Annotated in this window: 2 protein-coding genes and 2 pseudogenes; 3 read left to right on the top strand and 1 reads right to left on the bottom strand. The window is 67.4% G+C overall.

Translation table 11 applies throughout. The annotated features are described in order from the left end of the window. Positions 1–1,513: pseudogene (locus VLR48_RS15745) on the bottom strand (phosphoribosylformylglycinamidine synthase); the annotation flags it as partial. A 262-nt stretch (positions 1,514–1,775) separates the two neighbouring features. On the opposite strand from VLR48_RS15745, the gene VLR48_RS15740 reads away from it, so the two are divergent. From VLR48_RS15740 to VLR48_RS15730, 3 genes and pseudogenes are all read left to right on the top strand, one after another. Then, entirely contained in the window at positions 1,776–3,215 is a 1,440-nt protein-coding gene (locus VLR48_RS15740; RefSeq protein WP_325292699.1) for a Mur ligase family protein, read from the top strand. Positions 3,216–3,236: 21 nt separating this feature from the next. Further along, the gene (locus tag VLR48_RS15735) at positions 3,237–4,427 is read left to right on the top strand and encodes a dicarboxylate/amino acid:cation symporter (protein ID WP_325292698.1); all 1,191 of its coding nucleotides are present in this window, start codon (positions 3,237–3,239) and stop codon (positions 4,425–4,427) included. Positions 4,428–4,565: 138 nt separating this feature from the next. Next, positions 4,566–5,147: pseudogene (locus VLR48_RS15730) on the top strand (hypothetical protein); the annotation flags it as partial.

Here is a 5,147-nt window from a genome sequence, read left to right as displayed (position 1 = left end):
AGAGTATGGGATTGTCCTCGCCGAGTGCCCAGCAGCGGTCGATGACCTCTTGGCAGCGGCGCTGCATCTCCGGGTTGGCGCGCTGCACGGATGCAAAATCTAGGTCCTCGGCCGAGGCGCCCGAGGCCATGCTCGAGGCCGCCCCGCCGCCGAGCCCGATCAGCATCGCCGGACCGCCGAGCACGATCAGCGGCGTGCCGACCGGGAAGCTGTCCTTGGCGACATGCTCTGGGCGAATGTTGCCGAGACCGCCGGCGAGCATGATGGGCTTGTGATAACCGCGCAGCTCGGTCACGCCATCCGGGCGGGGGATGGCCTGCTCGAAGGTCCGGAAATAGCCCGTCAGATTCGGTCGGCCGAACTCGTTGTTGAAGGCGGCGGCGCCGATCGGCCCTTCGAGCATGATGTCGAGCGCCGAGACGATACGCCCCGGCTTACCGTGGTAGTCAGCCTCGGGCGGCTCCCAGGGCTGCCCGAAACCGGGAATGCGCAGGTCCGAGACCGAGAAGCCGCAGAGGCCGGCCTTGGGCTTGGCGCCTCGTCCGGTTGCCCCTTCGTCGCGAATCTCGCCGCCCGAGCCGGTCGCCGCGCCCGGATCCGGTGCGATCGCGGTCGGGTGGTTGTGGGTTTCGACCTTCATGAGGATCTGGATGGGCTCCTCATGCTCCCCGTAGATCCCGGTCACGGGGTCGGCGAGGAAGCGGCGCCCGTCCCAGCCCTCGATAACGGCGGCGTTGTCCTTGTAGGCGGAGAGCACGCCCTCGGGCGAGACGTCCGTCGTGTGACCGATCATCTGAAAGAGCGAGTGCGCCTGAGGCTCGCCGTCGAGATCCCAGCGAGCGTTGAAGATCTTGTGCCGACAATGCTCCGAGTTAGCCTGCGCGAACATCATCAACTCGACATCGGTCGGATCGCGCTCGAGCGCCTCGAAGCTGCCGGCGAGATAGGCGATCTCATCGGACGAGAGCGCGAGGCCCAGGTCGCGGTTCGCCAGCGCCAGCGCCGCCTCGGGATCCGCGCCGAGCGCGACTCGGCGCACCCGACGCGGCTCGGCGTGTGCGAATAGCCGCTGCGCATCGGCCAGGTCGAAGAGCGCGACCTGGGTCATGCGGTCGTGCAGGAATACGGCAGCCTGCTCGACGGTCCCAGCGTCGGGTGAGCCGCCGCCCGCCGTCAGATAGTAAGCGGTGCCGCGCTCCAGTCGCTCAAGGACCTCGAGTCCGCAGTTGTGCGCGATGTCGGTCGCCTTGGACGACCACGGCGAGATGGTGCCCGGCCGAGGCACGACCAGAACGAGGCGGCCGACCGGCGCGTGGCTCGGCAAGGCGGGACCGTAGCGCAGGAGCCGCTCCAGGATCCCGCGCTGATCCTCGGCCAACTCACCCGCGAGAGCGGCGAAATGGACATACTCCGCATAGACCTGGATCGGCGCACCGATCTGCTCGCGCAGCCTGCCGGCAAGCTTCTGAAGACGGAACTCGGAAAGGGCGGAGGCACCACGGAGAACGAGCATGGGAGATGACTCTGTGTTCGGGCTCTTGATCCGACATGATACTTGAGATCCGAGGCCGGGGCGCGTAGGAGCGGGCGGGCATCCGAGGCTTGGCCCGGTGCTCGACACGAATAACCACAGGCGGGCAATCCTTGACCGGCTACGAATCCGCCGTGAGCCACCCGCGGGTTAAGGCACGCGCAAACAGCTTATCCACACGAGCGGTCACAGGGGTTGGGGGTAAAGTATCATTCCGACCATCCGTGCATCAGACCCGAACACCATGCCGAATCACGCCCTTTCCGATCTCCTGGCCATGCTCGACTTTTCTTGGCGGCGCGAGCCGGCCAAGCCCGGTACCTTGGACAACATCCAATGGCGCGCAAACGCCTGCGATGCCGGCTCGATCCTCTTCTTCCAGCGCTTCGACGACGGACGCACCGACGCCGAGATCATCGAACGCTATTTGGCCGACAGCGCCTGCGCCGCACTGGTCACCAACCGCATGATCGAGGGTGTCGAGCGGCTGCAGGGCAAGGGCATCTATGTCACCCACCCGGGCGATTGGGCTGCGGTCGTCGGCCGTTTCTGCGACATCGTCTATCCGCTGGACACCGACGGCACGGTCTTTCTGGGCGTCACCGGCACCAACGGCAAGACCACGACGGTCAAGTATTTGGAGGCGATCCTCTCGGCGCATGGCCGACCCGTCCTCTCGGTCGGGACGCTCGGCCTCTCCTTGGCGGGCGCGCCGCTGGTCACGACCGGATTCACCTCTCCGCCCCTGATCGAGCTGCGCCGTCTGCTGCACGCCCATCGCGACCGTTATGCGGCGGTCGCGATGGAGGTCAGCAGTCACGCACTGGATCAGGGACGCGCCTACGGCATCCCGCTGCAGAACGCCGCCTGGACCAACTTCACGCAGGACCACCTGGACTATCACGGCGGCGAGGCGGCCTATTTCGCGGCCAAGGCACGCATCCTGGACATGGTCGCGGACGGGGGCCGTCTCTACACGACCAGTGCGGATGTCGCCGAGCGTCTGCGTGAGAATGGCCAGCCACGGGTTCCCGTCGAAGTCCTGCCTGCCGCGACGCTCGGCGCCGAGGCGCTTGCCGCCAAGCCCTTCCTCGCGCTGGCGCACAACCGTCGGAACTATGCACTCGCGGTCGCCTTGGCGGACGGGGTCTTGGGACCGGGCGCGCGCGAGGACTGGCGTCACTTGAGCGCAGTGGACGGGCGCTTCGAGTGCCGCGTCGTCGGCAACCGCACCCTGGTGGTCGACTTCGCCCACACCCCTGACGCGCTCGAGACCATCCTCACCGCAATCGGCGATGCCTTCCCCCGAGCGCTGGTCGCCACACTCTTCGGCTGCGGGGGCGATCGCGACCGTTTCAAGCGCCCGCTGATGGGGGCAGCCGTCGCACGGCATTCGGACCACACGATCGTGACCTCGGATAATCCGCGCTTCGAGGACCCCGAGCGGATCATCGCGGATATCCTGACGGGCATGCCCGAGGCGGGTCGCGAGGTTGTGATCGAGCGTCCGCTCGCGATCGCGCGCCTGCTCGACTTCCTCGCCGAGCGGCCGGAGGACGAGCCCTGGGTAGCGCTCGTCGCCGGCAAGGGTCACGAGCGCTATCTCGACGCCAAAGGCCACAAGACGCCCTACAGCGACCAGGACGAGATCGAGCGCAACCTGATCCGTCTCGGCTGGGTCTAACGCAGTTCCGCGAGTATCGACATGCCGATCACTCTGACCTTGCGCCGACTCTACTCGGTCCCCGTCGGTCTGCTGCTCGGCATCGCGCTCGCGCTGCTGGTCCCGAACGTTGCGCCCTACGTGGCCTGGATCGGGCAGATCTTCATCTCCATCCTCAAGCTCCTGATCCTGCCGCTGATCCTGGTCTCCATCTATGCCTCGCTCTCGGGCGGGCGCGAGCTGCGGCGTATCGGCGGACGGACCCTGCTCTATTACGCGACGACCTCCGCGGGCGCGGCCGGGCTGGGGACGCTGATCGGACTCGCGTTCTCGCGCGATCTCCCCGCGGGACTACTCCAGCTCGAGCAGGTCGAGCAGCGCGCGGCGAGCTTCAGCGTCGAGCACCTGGTCGCGAACCTCGTCCCGAGCAATCTCTTCGCCTCGCTCGCGGACGGGAACATCCTGCACATCGTCTTCGTCGCCATCGTGTTGGCGATTGCCTCGCGGCGGATCGCCGGCGATCAGCGCGAAACCCTGCTTGCCGGTGCGCGCGCCATGGATGCACTTCTGATGCAGGTCCTGCGCGGTGTGCTCGCACTCGCGCCCGTCGGCATCGCGGCCTTGATCTACGACGGACTCGCCGGGATGGACTGGGCCGAGGTCTTCCAGCTGCACGCCTTTGTCTGGGCGGTGGCCCTGGCCGCGGTGCTGCATGCCGGCGTCTTTCTGCCGACCCTGTTTCGTGTGCGTACAGGGCTTTCACCTTGGCGTTTTGTCGCGGCCTGTCGCGCACCGCTCCTGACCGCCCTCTCGACCGCCTCGAGTGCCGCAACCTATCCGGTCTCGAAGCAGGCGCTGGAGGCCGCCGGTGTGAGCGAGCGGGTCACCGCCTTCAGCTTGCCCCTTGGCGCCACGCTCAATATGGACGGCTCGGCCCTCTACCAGTCGATCCTGCTCATCTTCATGTCCCAGTTGGCCGGGGTCGACCTTAGCCCCGCGCAGGCGCTCTTCATTGTCTTGCTCACCATGGCCTCCTCCGCCGGCACCGCCGGCATCCCCGGCGGCGGCATCGCCCTGATGGCCTTCATGCTCGACCTCCTCGGCCTGCCGCAGACGTATCTCGCCCTCTACCTCGTCGTCGACCGTTTCTTCGATTACCCCATCACCGCCGTCAACGTCTGGGGCGACCTGGTCGTCGCGGCCATCGTCGACCGGGATCTGCGACGAGGGTGACGCGCGGCTCGTTGTGCCTCGCTCCCGCTCGGCACCATCTAAGGGGGCACAAGATTTCGGGCGTGCCCGAGACGACTCCCATCGGCGGCCCACTCGGGATAGACTCGACACACCTTGAGCCGAGCCGGATGAGTGTCCATGTCGACTCCTCGCTCCATCCGATTGCCGATCGTCTTGTTGACCATCCTCGGTCTCTCCCCGATCGGGGCCATGCTCCCCGATACGGCGCGAGCCGCCGAGGCATGCCGACAAGGCGAGGAGGTGCGGATCTGGACCGCACCGTTGCAGCCGAGCCCGGGCGCTCCGCTCGAGATCATCGCGGTCGCCACCGACGCCGATCTCGATCAAGTGCTGATCACGGATCCCGCCGGCCGCCAAACCAGCCTGCGCACCGCCCGCGCCGGCGGACCGCCCTGGAGTCTCTACGGGACTCAGTTTCGCCCGGTCGCCGGGACCTATCGCATCGAGACCACTCGCGCAGGGCGGGTCGCAGGCTGCACCGAGGTGACCGTCGGCGGAGCTGGGGGCGACCGCGGGAGCGGCGTGTGGGACCTGGCGACGGAGGCATTCTACTCGGCCTGGGTCGAGCACCTCTTCGATGCCCCGCCCGAGCAATCGCTGAGCTTCGACTCGCTCGGCTCGGTGCTGCGGGACCCCGAGCGCAACCTGCTCTTCAACTACCTGGGCAACGGCGAGGACAATCGGCTCCCGGCCGAGCCG

Source organism: Thiocapsa sp. (genome assembly GCF_035467215.1).
Classification (GTDB): Bacteria; Pseudomonadota; Gammaproteobacteria; order Chromatiales; family Chromatiaceae; genus Thiocapsa.
This window is presented reverse-complemented; position numbering and strand designations above follow the sequence as displayed.